A 20017-nucleotide genomic window follows, 5' to 3' on the forward strand; every position below is an offset into this window, starting at 1 on the left:
CTGCCGGGCCGCCAGGGGATTAATGGCAGACGTTATCGACCGCGATGCTTTCACCGCTGACATCGGCGTAATGCGGCTGCCGTTTGGCGATGATCAGGTAGAGCATCCCTGCAATCCCGGCGCCAATCAGCCAGGAGAACGGCGAGACGCTGTGGAAACCCGGCATCAGCGCCAGGACAATGGCGATCAACGCTGCAGGAATAAACGCCGCCACGGCTCGGAGATTGATGCCGCGGCTGTAGTAATAAGCGCCGCTGGGGTCTTCGCTGTACAACTGCGGCACGTTGACCTGACCTTTTCGTACAAGCCAGTAGTCGACCATGATCACCCCGTATAACGGGCCGAGCAGGGCGCCGAGGCCGGACAGGAAGTACACGATCACCAACGGGCTGTTGTAGAGGTTCCACGGCAGGATCAGCACGGCGATGGTCGCGCTGATCAACCCGGCGCGGCGGAAGGTCAGGTATTTCGGCGCCAGGTTGCTGAGCACGAAGGCCGGGGCGACGAAGTTGGCCATGATGTTCACCGCGACGGTGACGATCAGGAATGCCAGACAACCGAGCACCAGGAAGAAGGTGTTGGGTATCGAGGCGATGATTTCGGTCGGGCTTTCAATGATCCGGCCGTTGATCTGAAATTGCGCACCGCAGAGTAGGACGGTGATGCTGGCGAACACCAGAATATTCACCGGCAGGCCCCAGAAATTTCCGACCTTGATGGTCTTGCGGCAGGGTGAGGAACGGGCGAAGTCGCAGAAGTTGAGGATCAGCGTGCCGTAGATCGACAGCCACAACGCGCCGCCGGCAAAAATGTTGCGCCACATCTCGCCGCCGGTCAGCGGTTCGCGGATCGACCAGGCGATGGTCGCGTCAGCCTGGAAGTACATCCACCCGGCGAGGGAAGCAACGGTCAGCAGGATTACCGGCCCGGCGAATGCTTCGTAGCGCCGCACCATCTCCATGCCATACGCCAGGATCGCCAGTTGCACGAACCAGATCGCCACGAAACAGATCCAGCCCAAGGTCGACAGGCCGAGGATGGAATTGTGGTCGTAATCGGCGAAGCCGGGATGCACCGCCGTCAACAGGACGCGAAAGACCACCGAGGCCAGGTACGTCTGAATCCCGAACCAGGCGATGGCGATAACGGCGCGAATCAGTGCAGGAATTTGCGCCCCATGGATGCCGAAACTGATCCGACTGATCACCGGAAACGGCACCCCGGTTTTCTGGCCCATGTAGCCGGAGAGGTTCATGAAGCAATACACCAGCGCTGCGCCGATCCCCAGCGACAACAGGATCTGCCAGCCGCCCAGACCCAAGGCATACAGGCCGATGGCGAACGAGTAGTTGGCGATGTTGTGAACGTCGTTGGTCCACAGGGCAAAGATGCTGTAGCGCCCCCAGCGTCGGCCTTCAGCCTTGGTCGGCGCCAGGTCTTTGTTGTGCAGGCGGGGGCTGAGTACCACCGGGGTTTGATGGGGTTGATCGTGAATAATGTTGAGGGCAGGTTGAGAGGAGGGCAGATCCAGCGCGATGTTGTTATTGGATAGGCTAGTACGCATTCCGGCAGGCTCCTGATGCTCGAACGCCGCGATGACTGTGCATGAGCATGGGCTCGACAAATCTTCGTCGCGGGGTGGCGAGAATCACTGGTTACGGGGCATCTGCAGCCTGTACGGGATAGGGCGCTTCAGGCTTGCGGATCGAAAGTGTGTGTATGTTTTGATTCTAATTGTATACAAAACATAAACGCACTTAAGCCAGTTCTATGCCAGCTAAGAATCTATGAAGTTCTTCTCTAATTTCGTTTTGTTATTTAATGAAGATAAGTTGCTGAAAAAAATAGAATATAAATTGACCGATTGAACAGGTATTTATTTTTGGCAAGATATGTGGGAAACATCGACTGAGGAAGTCAGGAGAGTGAGGTGTAACTTTTTGGGGCGATTAAATAAAAAGTGCACACATAAATGGCACCTATGGTGACATTCGTGTGTACACATTTAGTGAGCCGTAAATCGAACCTGTGGGAGCGGGCTTGCTCGCGAAGGCGTCGTGTCAGTCGACTTCAATTTCGACTGACTCACCGCTTTCGCGAGCAAGCCCGCTCCCACATTTGGATCTTCGCAAGACTGGGGTTATGCCTTGGATTTGCTGATGATGTTGCCCGCATGCAACCCGCATTCTTTCTGCGTCGCTTCTTCCCACCACCAACGGCCTTCACGCTCATGCTGGTTCGGCAGCACAGGACGGGTGCATGGCTCGCAACCGATGCTGATGAAACCCCGTTCATGCAGGCTGTTATAAGGCAGCTCCAGCATGCGGATGTAACCCCAGATCTCTTCGCTGGTCATCTGCGCCAACGGGTTGAACTTGTACAGGGTGCGCTCCGGGGTAGAAAACGCAGTGTCGATTTCCAGTACGGCGACGGCGCTGCGGGTGCCGGGGCTCTGGTCCCGGCGCTGGCCGGTGGCCCAGGCGGTGACGCCGGACAGTTTGCGGCGCAGCGGCTCGATCTTGCGGATGCCGCAGCATTCGCCATGGCCGTCCTTGTAGAAACTGAACAGGCCTTTTTCCTTCACGAACGGTTCAAGTTTCGTGTAGTCCGGCGACACCAGTTCGATGTCGATCTTGTAGTGCTCGCGCACCTGATCGATGAAGCGGTAGGTCTCGGGGTGCAAGCGGCCGGTGTCGAGGCTGAACACCTTGACGTTCTTGTTCAGCTTCCAGGCCATGTCCACCAGCACCACGTCCTCGGCGCCGCTGAAAGATATCCACAGGTCATCGCCAAACTCGGCAAACGCGAGTTTCAGGATGTCCTGGGCGGATTTGTTGGCATAGGTCGTGGCGAGTTCCACGACGTCGAACGTTGGGCTCATCAGGGCGGCTTCCTACAGGTCGGTGGCGCTGGGCGCTCTATATGGGGCCGATGGTAACAAAATCCCACGGCTGCTGGCGCGCCCTCTGCGTTGCGCAGGTTCGCCCGAGTCGCTAGAGTTCGGCAGTCCTTTTGCTCGCTCGACTCAATAATCAATACAAATGGGAGTGTCTTGTGGAAATTGCCTGTCTGGATCTTGAAGGTGTACTGGTCCCGGAAATCTGGATCGCCTTCGCCGAAAAAACCGGGATCGAATCCCTCAGGGCCACCACCCGGGACATTCCTGACTACGACGTGCTGATGAAGCAGCGCCTGCGGATCCTTGATGAGCATGGCCTGAAGCTCTCGGACATTCAGGAAGTGATCGCCACCCTGCAGCCGCTGGACGGCGCCATCGAGTTCGTCGACTGGTTGCGCGAGCGCTTTCAGGTGGTGATCTTGTCGGACACGTTCTACGAGTTTTCCCAGCCGCTGATGCGTCAACTGGGCTTCCCGACCTTACTTTGCCATCGCCTGATTACTGATGATGCCGGACGGGTAACCAGCTATCAGTTGCGTCAGAAAGATCCCAAGCGTCAGTCGGTTTTGGCTTTCAAAAGCCTTTATTACCGGGTGATCGCGGCGGGGGATTCCTACAACGACACGACGATGCTGGGCGAGGCGGATGCCGGGATTCTGTTCCATGCACCGGACAACGTGATCCGCGAGTTTCCACAGTTCCCGGCGGTGCACAGCTTTGCGGATTTGAAGCAGGAATTCATCAAGGCTTCGAATCGGGCGTTGAGTCTGTAAACCGCAATCCTGTGGCGAGGGAGCTTGCTCCCGCTCGGCTGCGCAGCAGTCGCAAAGATTTTGGGGGCGCTTCGCTCCCCAGCGGGAGCAAGCTCCCTCGCCACAAAAGCTAGAGGCTCTGCAACGTATCCAGCAACACCTTCACTTTGGTAATCGATTCCTGATACTCGGCCTGCCACTGCGAGTCCGCGACAATCCCGCCGCCACCCCAGCAACACACCTGCCCATCCTTGACCAGCAGACTGCGAATCGCGATGGAGCTGTCCATCTCGCCGCGCACGTCCAGGTACAGCAACGACCCGCAGTACAACCCACGGCGGGTCGGCTCCAGTTCATCAATGATCTGCATCGCGCGGATTTTCGGCGCACCGGTAATCGAGCCGCCGGGGAAGCTGCCGGCGATCAGGTCCAGCGCATCCTTGTCATTCGCCAGTTCGCCGGTGACGCTGCTCACCAGGTGATGCACGTTCGGATAGCTTTCCAGGCTGAACAACTCCGGCACCCGCACCGAACCGATACGACAAGTGCGGCCGAGGTCGTTGCGCAGCAGGTCGACGATCATCAGGTTTTCCGCGCGATCCTTGGGGCTGGCCAGGAGTTCGGCCGCATTCGCGGCGTCTTCGGTCGGGGTCAGGCCGCGCGGGCGAGTGCCTTTGATCGGGCGGGTTTCCACTTGGCGCTCACTGATTTTGACGAAGCGCTCCGGCGACAGGCTCAGCACTGCGCCACCGTCGGGCAGGCTCTGAAACCCGGAAAACGGGGTCGGGCAGGCCGCGCGCAGTGCGCAATAGGCGGCCCATGGGTCGCCTTGGCATTGCGCCCGAAAGCGTTGGGCGAAGTTGACCTGATAGCAATCGCCGGCCTGGATGTACTGCTGGATTCGCTCAAGGGCTTGGCGATATTGGTCGGCGTTAAGATCGGCATGCATTGGGCTGTTCAATTTGAACGGCTCGACCGGGTCAACCTTAATCTGAGTGAACAGCGTGATCAGGCGTTGCCGCTCGCTGTCGGCCAGCGTCGGGTGGAACACCAACTGACTTGTAATCCGTAGGTGATCAGTGATCAGCGCCCAGCCATACAAACCGAAACGCGCATCCGGCAAGTGCAGGTCGTCCTGGGCTTGGCTCGGCAGGTTTTCCAGATGACGGCCGAAGTCGTAGCTCAGGTAACCGATCAGGCCACCGGCGAAGGGCAGCTCATCCGGGACGGACGCTTCGCCCAGCTGTGTCAGATTACTCCGAAGGCGTTGCAGGAAATCGGCACCGCTTTCCTCCGAGAGGACGGCCAGTTGCTCCAGCGGCCAGGCGCTGAGCAGGTCAAAACGACCGCGGTCAGCCGTTGGCCGGCCACTGTCGAGCAGCACGGCACCGGGAGCATGACGAATCGCCGCGAAGTATTCAGCGGGGTTGGCGCGATAGGGGAGCGGGTGTACGGAACAGGTCAACATGAGCGGCGCGGATCAGCCATCGAGGCGGGGTGGCGATTGTAGTCCTCTGTAGGAATTGCTCCTAGAGGGGATGTCGGGGATTGGCAGGTTGAGTGCTTTGTTGGCTGTCAGTCAGTCTTCGCGGGCAAGCCTCGCTCCTACAAAGGGAGCGCGGACACCTGTAGGAGCGAGGCTTGCCCGCGAAGGCCGCGCCTCAATCCCGGATCAACCCTCAACCGGCGGAATATGCCCAAACATCTCCTGAACAAACTCCACCCGTTCCTGCACCGTCTCAATAACCCCGCGAGCCTTCAACTCTTCCAGCCGCGCCTCGACCGCATGGGTCCGCAACGTCAGCCCGCAATCATTGGCAATCTGGATGTTCAACCCCGGCCGGGCATTCAGCTCAAGGATCAGCGGTCCTTTCTCCTGGTCGAGCACCATGTCCACGCCGATGTAACCCAACCCGCACAGTTCATAACAGCCAGCGGCGAGTTTCATGAAACCGTCCCAGTAGGGCAGCTGCACGCCATCCACCGCGTTGGTGGTGTCTGGGTGTTTGGTGATGATGTTGTTCAGCCAGGTGCCGCGCAGGGTCAAACCGGTGGCCAGGTCCACACCGACGCCAATGGCGCCCTGGTGCAGGTTGGCCTTGCCCCCGGACTGGCGGGTCGGCAGGCGCAACATCGCCATCACTGGATAACCCATCAACACGATGATGCGGATATCCGGCACGCCTTCGTAGCTGATGCTCTTGAAAATCTGGTCCGGGGTCACGCGGTATTCGATCAGCGCCCGATCCCGGTGGCCGCCTAGGGAATACAGGCCAGTGAGGATGCTGGAGACATGGTGCTCGATTTCCTCATGGCTGATGATCTTGCCCGACACCGTGCGATAGCGGCCCTCGAAACGGTCGGCCACCACAATAATGCCGTCGCCGCCCGCGCCCTGGGCCGGTTTGATCACGAAGTCACTGCGCCCGCCAATGATCTGGTCGAGGTTGTCGATTTCTTTCTCGGTGGAAATGATCCCGTACAACTCCGGCACGTTAATGCCGGCGGCGATCGCGCGTTCCTTGGTGATGATCTTGTCATCGACAATCGGGTACAGGCTGCGCTTGTTGTACTTGAGCACGTAGTCCGCGTTGCGCCGATTGATCCCCATGATGCCCCGGGCTTCCAGGGCCTTCCAGGTCTTCCAGAAACCGAACATTACGAGTCAGCCTTGAGGAACGCTTTGAAGCGGACCAGCTCGGTCAGGCGGTAGCCGCGATAGCGACCCATGGCCAGCATGAAACCCACCAGGATCAACAGGATCGCCGGGAAGGTGAACACGAAGTAGACCAGTTCCGGGACGCTCATGATCAGGTGCGCCAGGGAGGCGGCGAACAGCGTACCAATCGCCACTTTCAGCGCATGCCCGGCACCGCGTTCTTCCCAGGTGATCGACAGGCGTTCGATGGTCATGGTCAGGATCACCATCGGGAACAGCGCCACCGACAACCCGCGCTCCAGGCCGAGTTTGTGGCTGAACAGGCTGATCGCCGCGATCAATACCACGACAAAGGTCAGCACCACCGACAGCCTCGGCAGCATTTGCAGCTTCAAGTGTTCAAGGTAGGAACGCAGCGACAGCCCCAGCGCCGTGATGATCGTAAACAGCACGATCCCGAAGCCCAGTTGCGTCTCGCGAAAGGCCAGGGCGATCAGCACCGGAGTAAAGGTGCCGAGGGTCTGCAGGCCGATCAGGTTGCGCAGGATCAGGATCACCAGCACGCCAATCGGGATCATCACCATGATCATGAAGGTCTGCTGGGTTTGCAGCGGCAGGCCGTACAGCGAGTATTCGAGGAAGTTGGCGTCGGTGTTTTCGTCGGTCAGCTTGGCCAGGCGAATGGCGTTCATTTCGCTGTTGTTCAGGCTGAAGGTGACGTTGGCTTTCTTGCCGCCATCGACGGTGATCAGGTTTTCGTCGCCGGTCCACCACAGCAGGCGGTCGGTCGGCATGCCCTGTTCGCCGGTTTCCGGATTGAAGTACAGCCAGTCGGTGCCATTGAAACTGCGCAGCCACAGTTCAGGAGTTTGCGGTTGGTCAGCCACCAGACGAATGGTGTGGACCTTCTCCACCGGCACGTGGGCAATGGACAGGACCAGCTCGACGATCCGGGCCTTGTTCGCGGTGGACGGATCGCCACCGAGCAACAGCTTCACGTTGTCGTCGTTGAGATTGTTGACGCGCTTGATCGCTTCGCCGACGAAGGTCTCCACGTCGGCCGAGTGTTGGCGGATCGGTGCGAGCAGGGCTTCGGCGGCAACTTTTTCCGCACCTTCGACGGCGATGCTGTCGCGGAAGGTCGGACCTTTGATCTTGGATTTTTCGCCGCTGTAACGCTTGGTCAGCACCAGGCGGTAATAAAGCGTCTGGTTGCCCTTGGCCCGACGCGCCGACCAAGTGACCTTGCGGTTGCCATCGACGCGGTTCACCGCCACGCCGTAGTTATTGGAAATGAAGCTTTCGTTCAGGCTCACATAGTCGCGGCTCAGGGGCGGCACGAACATCTGGATCTTGACCGGGTCCTTGGCACTGGCGACGAACTCGACTTTGGCGTCGATGTTCCACAAGTCGTCCGTGGCGTCTTCGGTGACGGGAATCCCGAGCACGAAGATCTGATAGGCCGTAACTGAAATGCCCAGCACCACCAGAATGGCGATCAGGATTTTCAGATGGAGGTTAATAGAGCGCATTGGAATTACTCTGCGGTATGAGCGTCGGTGGCGCAGGCGGGTTTGCCAGCAGCGTATTTAAGACTGGGGTCGACCAGCGCATCGAAACGTTTGAGGGCTTCGGAGCCGATCAGAAGCGGGTATTGGAAGGCGCTGCGGTCGGTCAGGTTCACTTCGATGCTGCGCAACGCCGAACCCATGCAGATATCCAGTTCGATCACCGGACGGGCCGTGTATTTCTTGCCTTCTTCCGGGTCGTAGTCACCGGCCCGGCGCTTGATTTTGCTGACACGGGCCAATGGCCGTTCAATCGGGTGCGAGTGCGCGGCATCGATCGCCAGATAAAAGCGCACCCAGGATTCGCCATTGCGCTTGAAACGTTTGATATCGCGGGCGCTCAAGGACGCGGTTTTCGCCCCGGTGTCGAGTTTGGCGGCGACTTCCAGGTCAATGCCGTTCAGCGACGCGTACTCGTTGAGGCCGTACACGGTCTTTTCCCCCGCGGCGGCGACACCGGGCAGGAACAAGAAATAAAGAAAGGTGGGGAAGGGCTTGAGTCTCATAAATCCTGGGTGCGCAGCGGTCCGTACTTCGATTCAAGGCCCTGGCATCACTGCGCAAGCTCCCTCGTATGCCTATCAGCTATTTATGACAAGCCGTGCAGATGCAAATGACAAACAAATGCGGGCGGCATTCTAGCACGGTGGTTTTATGGCGCCACCGCTGGCAGGGGGCTATAAACAGAGATGCTGCGTCGTAATGGTGCAAGCGGTTATTAGACGATTGTCGACAATACCTATTTATCCTTTGACTATACGGCCTGTATTCGCTAGTTTTTGCCGCATTGGCTTACAAGGTGTCGACAATATGCTGGATCAACTCGATCCCCCCGTCGCGACGCAGGATGATTCGGAAACACTTTCCGAGAACGTCTTCCGGCGCATCCAGGCGGCCATCGTCAAGGGCGAGATCGCCCCGGGCAGCAAGATCTCCGAGCCGGAACTGGCCCGCACCTATGGCATCAGCCGCGGACCGTTGCGCGAAGCGATCCACCGTCTCGAAGGCCAGCGCCTGTTGGTGCGTATACCGCACGTCGGCGCGCGCGTCGTGTCGCTGAGCCATGCCGAGTTGCTGGAGCTCTACGAAATCCGCGAATCCCTGGAAGGCATGGCCTGTCGTCTGGCCGCCGAGCGCATGACCCTCGAAGAAATCGACGAACTGCGCCGGGTCCTCGAAACCCATGAGCGCGATGCGGCGTTTCAGGCCGGCGTCGGCTACTACCAGCAGGAAGGCGATTTCGACTTTCATTACCGGATCATCCAGGGCAGCGGTAACCGCACCCTGACCCAGATGCTCTGCGGCGAGCTGTATCAACTGGTGCGCATGTACCGCATCCAGTTCTCCACCACGCCCAATCGCCCGCGCCAGGCCTTTGCCGAGCACCACCGGATTCTCGACGCCATCGCCGACCGTGACGGTGAATTGGCCGAGTTGTTGATGCGCCGCCACATTGGCGCCTCCAAACGCAATATCGCCCGTCACTACCAGGACGGCGCTACTAAGACAGCCACTGAACGAGGTGAGTCATGAGTTCCAACAAGAGCACTCCAGGCCAGCGTTTCCGCGATGCGGTCGCCAGCGAGCATCCTTTGCAGGTGGTCGGCGCAATCAACGCCAACCATGCGCTGCTGGCCAAGCGCGCCGGTTTCAAGGCGATTTACCTGTCGGGTGGCGGGGTGGCTGCCGGCTCCCTCGGCCTGCCGGACCTGGGCATCACCGGCCTGGATGACGTGCTGACCGACGTGCGCCGCATCACCGACGTTTGCGATTTGCCGCTGCTGGTGGACGTGGACACCGGTTTCGGCTCCTCGGCGTTCAACGTGGCGCGTACCGTCAAGTCGATGATCAAGTTCGGCGCGGCGGCGATTCACATCGAAGACCAGGTCGGTGCCAAGCGCTGCGGTCACCGTCCTAATAAAGAGATCGTCTCGCTGCAGGAAATGGTCGACCGCATCAAGGCCGCCGTCGATGCCCGCACCGATGACAGCTTCGTGATCATGGCGCGTACCGACGCGTTGGCTGTTGAAGGTCTGGAATCCGCCCTGGATCGCGCTGCCGCGTGCATCGAGGCCGGTGCTGACATGATCTTCCCGGAAGCCATCACCGAACTGGACATGTACAAGCTGTTCGCCAGCCGCGTGAAAGCGCCAATCCTGGCCAACATCACCGAATTCGGCGCGACGCCGCTGTACACCACCGAGCAACTCGCCGCTGCCGACGTGTCGCTGGTGCTGTACCCGCTGTCGGCGTTCCGCGCGATGAACAAAGCTGCGGAAAACGTCTACACCGCGATCCGCCGCGACGGCACGCAACAGAACGTGATCGACACCATGCAAACCCGCATGGAGCTTTACGATCGCATCGACTACCACACCTTCGAGCAGAAGCTCGATGCGTTGTTTGCCGCGAAAAAATGAAGATCAAAAGATCGCAGCCTTCGGCAGCTCCTACATAGATCGCATTCCCCTGTAGGAGCTGTGTAGGAGCTGTTGAGTGAAAAGAGGCTGCGATCTTTTCGGCATCATCCGAATAATCTGATGAATCACAATTTGCCGATTCCCTAAAAATTTCAAGATTGGAGACAGCAATGGCCGAAGCAAAAGTACTCAGTGGCGCCGGGCTCCGTGGCCAGGTTGCCGGGCAAACCGCACTGTCCACCGTGGGCCAGTCGGGCGCAGGCCTGACCTATCGTGGCTACGACGTTCGCGAACTGGCGGCCGACGCGCAGTTCGAAGAAGTCGCCTACCTGCTGCTGTACGGCGAACTGCCGACCAAAGCGCAACTGGCGGGCTACATCGACAAACTGAGCAAGCTGCGCGACCTGCCGCAAGCGCTGAAAGAAGTGCTGGAACGCATCCCCGCCGACGCCCACCCGATGGACGTGATGCGCACCGGTTGCTCGTTCCTGGGCAACATCGAGCCGGAGAAAGACTTCGGCGCGCAACACGACGTCACCGACCGCCTGCTGGCCGCATTTCCGGCGATCATGTGCTACTGGTATCGCTTCAGCCACGACGGCAAACGCATCAATTGCGTGACCGACGAACAGACGATTGGCGGCCACTTCCTGCACTTGCTGCACGACAAAAAGCCGAGCGATCTGCACGTCAAAGTGATGAACGTGTCGCTGATCCTCTACGCGGAACACGAGTTCAACGCCTCGACCTTCACCGCCCGTGTGTGCGCTTCGACTCTGTCGGACATGTTCTCTTGCATCACCGCCGCTATCGGTTCCCTGCGCGGCCCGCTGCACGGCGGCGCCAACGAAGCGGCGATGGAAATGATCGAGCGCTTCAAGTCGCCGGAAGAGGCGATCAAAGGCACCCTCGGCATGCTCGAGCGCAAGGACAAGATCATGGGCTTCGGTCACGCGATCTATAAGGACAACGATCCGCGCAACGAGGTGATCAAGGGCTGGTCGAAAAAACTCGCGGACGAAGTGGGCGACAAGGTTTTGTTCCCGGTTTCCGAAGCCATCGACAAAACCATGTGGGAGCAAAAGAAACTGTTCCCGAACGCCGACTTCTACCATGCGTCGACGTACCACTTCATGGGCATCCCGACCAAATTGTTCACACCGATTTTCGTCTGCTCGCGCCTGACCGGCTGGGCGGCGCATGTGTTCGAACAACGTGCCAACAACCGCATCATCCGCCCGAGCGCCGAATACGTCGGCGTCGAACAGCGCAAGTTCGTGCCAGTCGAACAACGCTGACCGGTGGAGGCTAGCGCAGGTTACTGAATAAACCGCAAACCCCTGTGGGAGCGGGCTTGCTCGCGAAGACGGACTGACATCCAACATTGATGTCGACTGATACACCGCTTTCGCGAGCAAGCCCGCTCCCACAATGGACCGGTGTGAATTTCAAGACCTGTGCCAGGCCCCACCCTTTTGCAACTACCGTGACCGAGTCCTGACCGATGAACACAGAATTCCGCAAACCGCTGCCCGGCAGCCATCTGGATTACTTCGACGTCCGTGCGGCGGTCGAAGCCATCCAGCCTGGCGCCTATGACACTCTGCCGTACACCTCCCGCGTGCTCGCGGAAAACCTGGTGCGCCGCTGCGACCCGGCCACGCTCACCGATTCCCTGAAGCAATTCATCGAGCGCAAGCGCGACCTCGACTTCCCGTGGTTCCCGGCCCGCGTGGTCTGCCACGACATTCTCGGCCAGACCGCTTTGGTCGACCTCGCCGGCCTGCGCGATGCCATCGCCCTGCAAGGTGGCGACCCGGCGCAAGTGAACCCGGTGGTGCCGACGCAATTGATCGTCGATCACTCCCTGGCCGTCGAGCGCGGTGGCTTTGATCCGGAGGCGTTCGAGAAGAACCGCGCCATCGAAGACCGTCGCAACGAAGACCGTTTTCACTTCATCAACTGGACCAAAAAAGCCTTCAAGAACGTTGATGTGATTCCGCCAGGCAACGGGATCATGCACCAGATCAACCTGGAGAAAATGTCTCCGGTGATTCAGGTACGTGACGGCGTCGCGTTCCCTGACACCTGCGTCGGCACCGACAGCCACACCCCGCACGTCGATGCATTGGGCGTGATCGCCATCGGCGTTGGTGGTCTGGAAGCCGAGAGCGTGATGCTCGGCCGCGCGTCGTGGATGCGCCTGCCAGAAAGCGTCGGCGTCGAACTGACGGGCAAGCTGCAACCGGGCATCACCGCCACCGACATGGTGCTGGCGCTGACCGAGTTCCTGCGGAAACAAAAAGTCGTTGGCGCGTGGCTGGAATTCTTCGGCGAAGGTGCTTCGGCGCTGACCCTCGGCGACCGCGCAACCATTTCCAACATGGCCCCGGAATACGGCGCTACTGCGGCGATGTTCTACATCGACCAGCAAACCATCGACTACCTGAAACTTACCGGCCGTGAAGACGAGCAAGTGCAGTTGGTCGAGAATTACGCCAAGACCACCGGCTTGTGGGCTGACAGCCTGAAGGGCGCGCAATACGAGCGCGGCTTGAGCTTCGACCTGTCCTCGGTAGTGCGCAACATGGCCGGCCCGAGCAACCCGCACGCTCGCGTTGCGACGTCGGACCTCGCCGCCCAAGGCATCTCCGGCCAGTGGACCGAAGTGCCTGGCCAGATGCCGGACGGCGCGGTGATCATCGCCGCCATCACCAGTTGCACCAACACCAGCAACCCGCGCAACGTCATCGCCGCCGGCCTGCTGGCGCGCAATGCCAACAAGCTCGGATTGACCCGCAAGCATTGGGTCAAATCGTCCCTGGCGCCGGGCTCGAAAACCGTCGCGCTGTACCTTGACGAAGCGGGGCTGACCAGCGAACTCGAGCAACTCGGTTTCGGCATCGTCGCGTTCGCCTGCACCACCTGCAACGGCATGTCCGGCGCACTCGATCCGGTGATCCAGCAAGAGATCATCGACCGCGATTTGTATGCGACCGCTGTTCTCTCCGGCAACCGCAACTTCGACGGACGGATTCACCCGTACGCCAAGAACGCGTTCCTCGCTTCGCCACCATTGGTGGTGGCTTACGCCATCGCCGGGACCATCCGTTTCGACATCGAAAAAGATGTGCTGGGCGTGGTCGACGGTAAGGAAATTCGCCTGAAAGACATCTGGCCGAGCGACGAAGAAATCGACGCCGTGGTGAAAGCCTCGGTGAAGCCGGAGCAGTTCCGCCAGGTCTACATCCCGATGTTCGCCATCCACGAAGACACCGGCCCGAAAGTCACGCCGCTGTACGACTGGCGCGAGATGAGCACCTACATCCGCCGTCCACCGTACTGGGAAGGCGCACTGGCCGGTGCACGTCCGCTCAAGGGCATGCGCCCGCTGGCGGTGCTGCCGGACAACATCACCACCGATCACCTGTCGCCATCCAACGCGATCATGCTCGACAGCGCGGCGGGTGAATACCTGGCGAAAATGGGCCTGCCGGAAGAGGACTTCAACTCTTACGCAACGCACCGTGGCGACCACTTGACCGCGCAGCGCGCGACCTTTGCCAACCCGAAACTGTTCAATGAAATGGTCCGGGAAAACGGCAAGGTCAAGCAGGGTTCACTGGCCCGCGTTGAGCCGGAAGGCCAGGTCATGCGCATGTGGGAAGCCATCGAAACCTACATGGAACGCAAGCAGCCGCTGATCATCATTGCCGGTGCCGACTATGGTCAGGGTTCGTCCCGTGACTGGGCAGCGAAAGGCGTGCGCCTGGCCGGTGTGGAAGCGATTGCCGCCGAAGGTTTCGAGCGTATTCACCGCACCAACCTGGTGGGCATGGGCGTGTTGCCGTTGGAGTTCTTGCCGGGCACCGATCGTCACACGTTGTGCATCGATGGCAGCGAAACCTATGACGTGATCGGCGACCGCACTCCGCGCGCTCAGTTGACGTTGGTGATCAATCGTCTGAATGGCGAACGCGTCGAAGTGCCGGTGACTTGCCGCCTCGACACCGCTGAAGAAGTGTCGATCTACGAAGCGGGCGGCGTGTTGCAGCGCTTTGCCCAGGACTTCCTTGAATCGGCAGTCGCCGTTTAAAAATCCAGGGCCGCAGGGGATTCACGTCCCCTGTCGGCCAATAGAGGAATGACATGGCTCACGTACCTCAAATCAAAATCCCCGCCACCTACATGCGCGGCGGCACCAGCAAAGGCGTGTTCTTCAGCCTGAAAGATTTGCCCGAAGCGGCACAGATTCCTGGCCCGGTTCGCGATGCGTTGTTGCTGCGAGTCATTGGCAGCCCCGATCCGTACGACAAACAAATCGACGGCATGGGCGGCGCGACGTCCAGCACCAGCAAAACCGTGATTCTGTCGAAAAGCATCAAGGCTGATCACGACGTGGATTACCTGTTTGGTCAGGTGTCCATCGACAAGCCTTTTGTGGACTGGAGTGGCAACTGCGGCAATCTGTCGGCGGCGGTCGGTTCGTTCGCCATCAGCAACGGTCTGGTGGACGCCAGCCGTATTCCACACAACGGCGTTGCCGTGGTGCGCGTGTGGCAGGCCAACATCGGCAAGACCATCATCGCCCACGTACCAATCACCAACGGTGAAGTGCAGGAAACCGGTGATTTTGAACTCGACGGCGTGACCTTTCCGGCCGCCGAAGTGCAGGTCGAATTCATGGACCCGGCGGCGGAAGAAGAGGGCGGCGGTGGTTCGATGTTTCCTACCGGCAACCTGGTGGACGACCTCGAAGTGCCCGGCATCGGGACCTTCAAGGCGACCATGATCAACGCCGGTATCCCGACGATTTTTATCAACGCCGAAGACCTCGGCTACACAGGCACCGAGTTGCAGGGCGCGATCAACAGCGACCCGAAAGCCCTGGCGATGTTCGAAACCATCCGTGCCTACGGCGCGTTGCGCATGGGCCTGATCAAGGACTTGGACGAAGCGGCCAAGCGGCAGCACACGCCGAAAGTGGCGTTCGTGGCCAAGCCTGCGGATTACGTCGCGTCCAGCGGCAAGGCGATTGCGGCGGGGGATGTGGACTTGCTGGTGCGTGCGCTGTCGATGGGCAAATTGCACCACGCGATGATGGGCACGGCGGCGGTGGCGATTGGCACCGCAGCGGCGATTTCCGGGACGTTGGTGAACCTCGCGGCGGGCGGTATCGAACGTAACGCGGTGCGCTTCGGACATCCGTCCGGCACGTTGCGCGTTGGTGCCGAGGCCAGCCAGGTGAACGGTGAATGGACCGTGAACAAAGCCATCATGAGCCGCAGTGCGCGGGTGTTGATGGAAGGGTTCGTTCGCGTGCCGGGTGATTCTTTCTGATCTGAAAGCCACCCCTCACCCCAACCCTCTCCCAAGAGGGTAGAGGGGGCTGACCGAGTTGTTCTTGATAGCAACAGCGACCTGCCATTCCGAGCCGAACTCAAGTGTTGAAAAGCATGGAGATTGGCTCCCTTTCCCCTCTCCCCTTTGGGGAGAGGGTTGGGGTGAGGGGGCGATGCAACTGAAAAAATACACATCAAGCAGGCATTCCAAGACCTGCAAAAAACCAACCCAACCTGCCGCTGAGGAACACAACAACCCCATCATTCCTTCACTGGAGTAACCCCGAATGAGCGCCAACGTCGACCTGAACAACCGCCCCGACTACGACACGGTCCTGCAAGACATCGCTGACTACGTCCTCAACTTCAAAATCGAGTCCACCGAAGCACTCGACACCGCCCGTAACTGCCTGATGGACACCCTCGGCTGTGGCCTGCTGGCCCTGCGTTTTCCCGAATGCACCAAACACCTGGGCCCGATCGTCGAAGGCACCGTCGTTCCGTTCGGCGCCCGTGTGCCCGGCACCAGTTTCCGTCTCGACCCGGTCAAAGCCGCGTGGGACATCGGCTGCATCGTCCGCTGGCTCGATTACAACGACACCTGGCTCGCGGCTGAGTGGGGCCATCCGTCGGATAACCTCGGCGGGATTCTCGCGGTGGCGGATCACTTGTCGCAAAAACGTCTGGCCAATGGCGACGCGCCGCTGACGATCCGCGCGGTGCTCGAAGCGATGATCATGGCCCACGAGATTCAAGGCGTGATCGCGCTGGAAAACTCCTTCAACCGTGTAGGCCTCGATCACGTGCTGCTGGTGAAAGTCGCCTCTACCGCCGTCACCGCCAAACTCATGGGCGCCAATCGCGAGCAGTTGCTGTCGGCGTTGTCCCATGCCTTTGCCGATGGCCAGGCGCTGCGCACCTATCGCCATGCGCCGAATGCAGGCTCGCGCAAGTCCTGGGCCGCCGGCGATGCTTCCAGCCGTGGCGTGCGTCTGGCGGACATTGCGATGCGTGGCGAAATGGGCATCCCCGGCGTACTGACCGCCAAGCAGTGGGGCTTCTATGACGTGTTGTTCAGCCACACCAATAACGACCTGGCGCTCAAGCCCGAAGACAAGCGCGCGTTCAGCTTCTCTCGGGAATACGGCAGCTACGTGATGGAAAACGTGCTGTTCAAGATCAGCTTCCCCGCCGAGTTCCACGCGCAGACCGCGTGCGAAGCCGCCGTGACCCTGCACCCACAGGTCCGGAATCGCCTGCACGAAATCGACAAAATCGTCATCACCACCCACGAGTCGGCGATCCGTATCATTTCCAAGGTCGGGCCCTTGGCCAATGCCGCCGACCGCGATCACTGCATTCAATACATGACCGCCGTGCCGCTGGCCTTCGGCAATCTGGTGGCCGAGCAATACGAAGATGACTTCCACGCCGCACACCCGATCATCGACGTGCTGCGGGAAAAAATGGTCATCGTCGAAGAGCCGCGCTTCACCCGCGAGTATCTGGAAGCCGACAAGCGCTCCATCGCCAATGCGATCCAGGTGTTTTTCAAGGACGGTTCCAGCACCGTGAACGTAGTGGTCGAGTACCCGATCGGCCATCGCCGTCGCCGCACCGATGGCATTCCGCTGTTGGAAGACAAGTTCAAGGCCAACCTGGCGACGCGTTTCACTGGTCAGCGTAGCGCCGAGATTTTTGCCTTGTGCAAGGATCAGGCTGCGCTTGAAGCGACGCCAGTAAACCGGTTTGTCGACCTGTTCGTGATCTGACCCCAATCCCTGTAGGAGCTAGGCTTGCCGGCGAAGGCGTACTTGAGGGCGCCTTCGCCGGCAAGCCTGGCTCCTACAGGGGGGCGTGTTCAGGTCTTGAGCCATTTCTCGACCGGCAATTTGGTGATGGCAAACCCCGCCAGCAGCACCGCCGAGTAAATCATCAGCTCCCGCGAAATACTCTGCCCCTCATACCAAGCGCCAATCACCACCGCGAACACCGGAAAAATAATAAACACGAACGACAAAATGATCGGGCTCAGCCGTTTGAGCAGCAAAAAGTAAACGATAAACCCGCCCACGGATGCCACCAGCCCCAGATAAAGCAGGGCGCCCCATGAGCGCGCGGTAATGTCATCGAATACTGGCGCTTCAAAACCCAGCCCCGCCACAAACAGCATCAAACCCGCCAGACCAATGGGCAGCGTGTTGTAGGTAATCACGCTGATCGCACTGCCGTGTTTTTTGGTGATCACGTAACACAACGCATGCATCAGCGCCGCCGCCAGAATCGCCAGCACGCCGAAGAACTCAGCGTGGTCCAGATGCAGGCCCTGGCTGCGGATAATCATGAACAGACTGCCGAAGCCGATGGCAATGCCGAGCACCTGCGAAGGGTAGATTTTCTCTCGCAGCAACACCGCAGAAAAAATCAGGATGAACACCGGCATGCAACTGAACAGCAGTGCGGTCAGGCCGGACGACACGTGCATCTCGCCGTAGTTGAGCAAGTAATACGGCAGGCAGAAGTACGACAGCGTGACGAATACGAAAAACCAGCGACTCTGGCGTGGAAACAGCAGCGGTTCGCGACGCAGCAGGGCGAAGCTCAAAAACAATGGAAAGGCGATCAGAAAGCGCAGGCCGGCGGCGGTCAGGGGCGGCACGCTTTCGACGGCGATCTTTATCCCCAGCCACGTCGTGCCCCAGCTCAGGCAAACGATCAGGAACAAGGTGCTGGTGATCAATCCTGCTAGCCAGGGTTTTCCCATGGCAGACGGCGTGCTGATGGCAATCGACATGGTCGAGCTCCTTTGTGGGTCGTCGCAATTGACCTGATGGCGGAAAGGGGCTATCCCTGATTGACCCTGTTTTCAGCACGCTATTCGGGATGGAAATGACTGTCAAAGTAAGTATTGCCACGGTGTCAATCCTGCGCGAAGGCTTGGCCCATGGGCGCGGCGTGAAGTACAAGCGCTTGGCCGAGGCCCTGGAAAAAAGCATCGGCGAAGGCTTGATCGAGCCGGGTAGCAAATTGCCGCCTCATCGTTTGTTGGCGGACAGCCTGGGTGTGACTATCGGCACCATCAGTCGCGCGTATGGCGAACTGGAGCGGGTAGGGTTAGTGGTGGCCCGTGTAGGAGATGGCACGTATGTGCGTCAGCGCGGGATGGAACGTGCGCGGGATGTTGGCTTTCGCAATGTCAGCGACGAGCCTCAACCGTTCTTCGACATGAGTCGGAATCAACCGATTCCGGGGCAGGAAGCAGACTTCCTCAGTCAAAGCCTGCAAGCCTTGGCCAATGATCCGCAGACCTTGCAGTTGCTCGGCGGCTATACGGCTGACAGCGGATTACAGCGTCACCGTGCGGCAGGTGCCCATTGGCTGCGGCACCAGGCTTTTGTACCGAACGCCGAGCAGATTATTTGCGTCAATGGCGGCCAGCACGGCTTGCTCTGCGTGTTGATGGCGCTGCTCAAACCGGGCGACACGCTGGTGACCGAGCATTTGACCTACCCCGGTTTGATCAGCGTCGCACGCATGCTTGGGATAAAACTGATCGGCGTCGGGATGGACGACGAAGGATTGCTGCCCGATGCGCTGTCGGACGTTTGTCAGCAGCATCGGGTAGCCGCGTTGTACTGCACGCCGACAATCCAGAATCCTACGGCGGCGGTGATGTCGGTCCCACGGCGTGAGGCGATCGCCGAAGTCTGTCGCCAACACAACCTGCTGATCATCGAAGACGAAGCCCATGCCGTGCTGGCGCAGCAGCGTCCCTTGCCGTTGAGCCACTTTGCCCCAGAGCGCTCGGTGCTGATCGGCAGTCTGAGCAAAGCGGTTTCGGCCGGTTTACGGGTGGGTTATCTGCACGCGCCGCAACCGTTGATCGGACGTTTGAGCGCAGCGGTGCGCGGGACGTGCTGGATGGCCAGCCCGCTGTCGATGGAACTGGCGACCGGGTGGATCGAGAACGGTATCGCCGAACAGTTGTTGGGGCAGCAGATTGTCGAGATTGCCCGGCGTAAGGCGCTAGTCGGTGGGCTGCTGGCAGGCGTTGCGTACAAAACCCACACGCATAGCCCGCACTTCTGGATCGAAGTGCCCGAGCCGTGGCGTGCTTCGCAGATTGCGGCAGAGCTCAAGGAGAAAAACTATCTTGTGGCCACCACCGAGGTGTTTGCGGTGGGGCATGGGGCGGTGCCGCAGTTTATTCGGGCGAGTGTGTGTAATTCGGTGGGGGATGATCGGTTGTTGCTGGAAGGGTTTGGGGCGTTGGTGGAGGCATTATCCGAAACAGCGTAATCATTCTTCGCGAGCAAGCCCGCTCCCACATTGGATCTGCGGCGTGCACAAATCCCCTGTGGGAGCGGGCTTGCTCGC

At 59.7% G+C, this 20017-nt stretch carries 15 protein-coding genes; 8 read left to right on the forward strand and 7 right to left on the reverse strand.

Translation table 11 applies throughout. The features are described from left to right. Positions 1–19: 19 nt before the first annotated feature. Entirely contained in the window at positions 20–1564 is a 1545-nt protein-coding gene (locus ACWIKB_RS13035) for an NCS1 family nucleobase:cation symporter-1 (protein WP_475267262.1), read from the reverse strand. Between the two features lie 576 nt (positions 1565–2140). After that, positions 2141–2881, reverse strand: a complete 741-nt coding sequence (locus ACWIKB_RS13040) for a phosphoadenylyl-sulfate reductase (RefSeq protein WP_008027340.1) — start codon at positions 2879–2881, stop codon at positions 2141–2143. A 173-nt stretch (positions 2882–3054) separates the two neighbouring features. Here ACWIKB_RS13040 and thrH point away from each other — a divergent pair, with 173 nt between their 5' ends. Continuing rightward, positions 3055–3672 carry a bifunctional phosphoserine phosphatase/homoserine phosphotransferase ThrH gene (gene thrH / locus ACWIKB_RS13045; protein ID WP_475267264.1) on the forward strand — a complete coding sequence of 206 codons (618 nt, stop codon included), beginning with the start codon at positions 3055–3057 and terminating at the stop codon, positions 3670–3672. A 109-nt stretch (positions 3673–3781) separates the two neighbouring features. Here the strand turns inward: thrH and pabB are convergent, their stop codons facing one another. The 4 genes from pabB to rloA form a co-directional block, all read right to left on the reverse strand. Beyond that, positions 3782–5119, reverse strand: coding sequence for an aminodeoxychorismate synthase component I (gene pabB, locus ACWIKB_RS13050; protein ID WP_475267266.1), 1338 nt, complete (start codon positions 5117–5119; stop codon positions 3782–3784). A gap of 204 nt (positions 5120–5323) precedes the next feature. Beyond that, positions 5324–6310, reverse strand: a complete 987-nt coding sequence (locus ACWIKB_RS13055) for an alpha-L-glutamate ligase-like protein (RefSeq protein ID WP_213936973.1) — start codon at positions 6308–6310, stop codon at positions 5324–5326. Further along, positions 6310–7842, reverse strand: coding sequence for an osmotic stress tolerance membrane protein RloB (rloB, locus tag ACWIKB_RS13060; protein ID WP_054053977.1), 1533 nt, complete (start codon positions 7840–7842; stop codon positions 6310–6312). The genes ACWIKB_RS13055 and rloB overlap by 1 nt, the downstream gene beginning before the upstream one ends. Positions 7843–7847: 5 nt before the next feature. After that, entirely contained in the window at positions 7848–8384 is a 537-nt protein-coding gene (gene rloA / locus ACWIKB_RS13065) for a retropepsin-like aspartic peptidase RloA (protein WP_054053979.1), read from the reverse strand. 304 nt (positions 8385–8688) lie between these two features. Between rloA and ACWIKB_RS13070 the strand changes: the two genes are divergently transcribed. The 6 genes from ACWIKB_RS13070 to prpD all read left to right on the forward strand — a co-directional run bounded on the left by ACWIKB_RS13070 (position 8689) and on the right by prpD (position 17412). Further along, complete coding sequence (locus ACWIKB_RS13070; RefSeq protein ID WP_475267269.1) at positions 8689–9411, forward strand: GntR family transcriptional regulator; 723 nt, start codon at positions 8689–8691, stop codon at positions 9409–9411. Further along, positions 9408–10298: a methylisocitrate lyase gene (gene prpB, locus ACWIKB_RS13075; protein WP_475267271.1), complete on the forward strand. Its 891-nt coding sequence runs from the start codon at positions 9408–9410 to the stop codon at positions 10296–10298. Before ACWIKB_RS13070 ends, prpB begins: the two co-directional genes overlap by 4 nt. Positions 10299–10468: 170 nt before the next feature. Beyond that, a complete protein-coding gene (gene prpC / locus ACWIKB_RS13080) occupies positions 10469–11596 on the forward strand; it encodes a bifunctional 2-methylcitrate synthase/citrate synthase (RefSeq protein WP_475267273.1) in 1128 nt (375 codons plus the stop codon). Between the two features lie 206 nt (positions 11597–11802). Next, positions 11803–14394 carry a Fe/S-dependent 2-methylisocitrate dehydratase AcnD gene (acnD, locus tag ACWIKB_RS13085; RefSeq protein WP_475267275.1) on the forward strand — a complete coding sequence of 864 codons (2592 nt, stop codon included), beginning with the start codon at positions 11803–11805 and terminating at the stop codon, positions 14392–14394. 53 nt (positions 14395–14447) lie between these two features. Then, positions 14448–15638 (forward strand): 2-methylaconitate cis-trans isomerase PrpF, encoded by a 1191-nt coding sequence (gene prpF, locus ACWIKB_RS13090; protein ID WP_475267277.1) that lies wholly within the window; start codon positions 14448–14450, stop codon positions 15636–15638. A 289-nt stretch (positions 15639–15927) separates the two neighbouring features. Continuing rightward, positions 15928–17412, forward strand: coding sequence for a 2-methylcitrate dehydratase (gene prpD / locus ACWIKB_RS13095; RefSeq protein ID WP_475267279.1), 1485 nt, complete (start codon positions 15928–15930; stop codon positions 17410–17412). Positions 17413–17501: 89 nt separating this feature from the next. On the opposite strand, the gene ACWIKB_RS13100 is transcribed toward prpD, so the two are convergent. Continuing rightward, positions 17502–18404: a DMT family transporter gene (locus ACWIKB_RS13100; RefSeq protein WP_475267377.1), complete on the reverse strand. Its 903-nt coding sequence runs from the start codon at positions 18402–18404 to the stop codon at positions 17502–17504. A 125-nt stretch (positions 18405–18529) separates the two neighbouring features. Here ACWIKB_RS13100 and ACWIKB_RS13105 point away from each other — a divergent pair, with 125 nt between their 5' ends. Continuing rightward, positions 18530–19939 carry an aminotransferase-like domain-containing protein gene (locus ACWIKB_RS13105; RefSeq protein ID WP_475267281.1) on the forward strand — a complete coding sequence of 470 codons (1410 nt, stop codon included), beginning with the start codon at positions 18530–18532 and terminating at the stop codon, positions 19937–19939. The last annotated feature ends 78 nt before the right edge of the window (positions 19940–20017 follow it).

It is taken from the genome of Pseudomonas sp. 5Vm1k (assembly GCF_056161485.1).

Excerpts from the sequence above, each read along its gene's own strand:
- ACWIKB_RS13035 (WP_475267262.1), bottom strand. The coding sequence starts at position 1,564 with ATGCGTACTAGCCTATCCAATAACAACATCGCGCTGGATCTGCCCTCC.
- ACWIKB_RS13040 (WP_008027340.1), bottom strand. The coding sequence starts at position 2,881 with ATGAGCCCAACGTTCGACGTCGTGGAACTCGCCACGACCTATGCCAAC.
- pabB (WP_475267266.1), bottom strand. The coding sequence starts at position 5,119 with ATGTTGACCTGTTCCGTACACCCGCTCCCCTATCGCGCCAACCCCGCT.
- ACWIKB_RS13055 (WP_213936973.1), bottom strand. The coding sequence starts at position 6,310 with ATGTTCGGTTTCTGGAAGACCTGGAAGGCCCTGGAAGCCCGGGGCATC.
- rloB (WP_054053977.1), bottom strand. The coding sequence starts at position 7,842 with ATGCGCTCTATTAACCTCCATCTGAAAATCCTGATCGCCATTCTGGTG.
- rloA (WP_054053979.1), bottom strand. The coding sequence starts at position 8,384 with ATGAGACTCAAGCCCTTCCCCACCTTTCTTTATTTCTTGTTCCTGCCC.
- ACWIKB_RS13070 (WP_475267269.1), top strand. The coding sequence starts at position 8,689 with ATGCTGGATCAACTCGATCCCCCCGTCGCGACGCAGGATGATTCGGAA.
- prpB (WP_475267271.1), top strand. The coding sequence starts at position 9,408 with ATGAGTTCCAACAAGAGCACTCCAGGCCAGCGTTTCCGCGATGCGGTC.
- prpC (WP_475267273.1), top strand. The coding sequence starts at position 10,469 with ATGGCCGAAGCAAAAGTACTCAGTGGCGCCGGGCTCCGTGGCCAGGTT.
- acnD (WP_475267275.1), top strand. The coding sequence starts at position 11,803 with ATGAACACAGAATTCCGCAAACCGCTGCCCGGCAGCCATCTGGATTAC.
- prpF (WP_475267277.1), top strand. The coding sequence starts at position 14,448 with ATGGCTCACGTACCTCAAATCAAAATCCCCGCCACCTACATGCGCGGC.
- prpD (WP_475267279.1), top strand. The coding sequence starts at position 15,928 with ATGAGCGCCAACGTCGACCTGAACAACCGCCCCGACTACGACACGGTC.
- ACWIKB_RS13100 (WP_475267377.1), bottom strand. The coding sequence starts at position 18,404 with ATGGGAAAACCCTGGCTAGCAGGATTGATCACCAGCACCTTGTTCCTG.
- ACWIKB_RS13105 (WP_475267281.1), top strand. The coding sequence starts at position 18,530 with ATGACTGTCAAAGTAAGTATTGCCACGGTGTCAATCCTGCGCGAAGGC.